The 666-nt window shown below is 44.9% G+C and carries 2 protein-coding genes; both read left to right on the plus strand.

What is annotated here, in order from left to right:
- A partial coding sequence (locus tag QVO39_RS08200; protein ID WP_288171945.1) for an AIR carboxylase family protein occupies nt 1–315 on the plus strand: 315 nt, incomplete at its 5' end.
- Nucleotides 316–369: 54 nt separating this feature from the next.
- Nucleotides 370–621, plus strand: coding sequence for a hypothetical protein (locus QVO39_RS08205; RefSeq protein ID WP_021903764.1), 252 nt, complete (start codon nt 370–372; stop codon nt 619–621).
- The last annotated feature ends 45 nt before the right edge of the window (nt 622–666 follow it).

Genomic DNA, 666 nt, shown 5'->3' on the forward strand with positions numbered 1-666 from the left:
GGTATGGCGGCCCACCTATGTGGGGTTATTGCAGCTTTCACCACACTCCCAGTGATTGGAGTGCCTATCAAGTCGACCCTTGAGGGGATGGATGCTCTACTTGCTATCGTACAGATGCCTCCTGGAGTGCCTGTGGCAACGGTAGGTATCAATGCTTCTCTTAACGCTGCACTGCTAGCCGTCCAGATGCTATCATTAGCTGATAGTGACTTAGCTAGTAGGTATGCAGCTTACAAAGAGAATCTTAAGCAGAAAATAGTTAAGGCCAATAAGGAGCTCCAAGCTCTAGAAGGGCTTAAGTATAAAACAAATTGAATTGTTCACAAGAACTTATCTTTTATTTATCACAACATTTTTAGAGATTGTATTATGAAGAAGTTATTTATCGCAGCAGCTGCTGTTGCCGCTGCTCTCGCTTTCACTTCATGCAAGTCTGAGTCTAACAATAACGACCAGCAACAACAAGCTGAAGAGGCTATCGAGACTGTTCAGGAAGGTGTTGAACAAGGTGCTGACCAAGTGGTTGATACTCTTGATTCCCTTAAGAACGAGGTAAAGGAAGGCGCTGAGGCTGCTGAGCAAGTGATGGAAGGTGCTGCTGAGAATGCACCTGCAAAGTAAATTGAGATTGTGACTTGCGGTGTTCTGAATACCGTTGTTGTAGTC

This window comes from Porphyromonas sp. CAG:1061, assembly GCF_000435035.1.
GTDB classification, from domain to species: domain Bacteria; phylum Bacteroidota; class Bacteroidia; order Bacteroidales; family Porphyromonadaceae; genus Porphyromonas_A; species Porphyromonas_A somerae.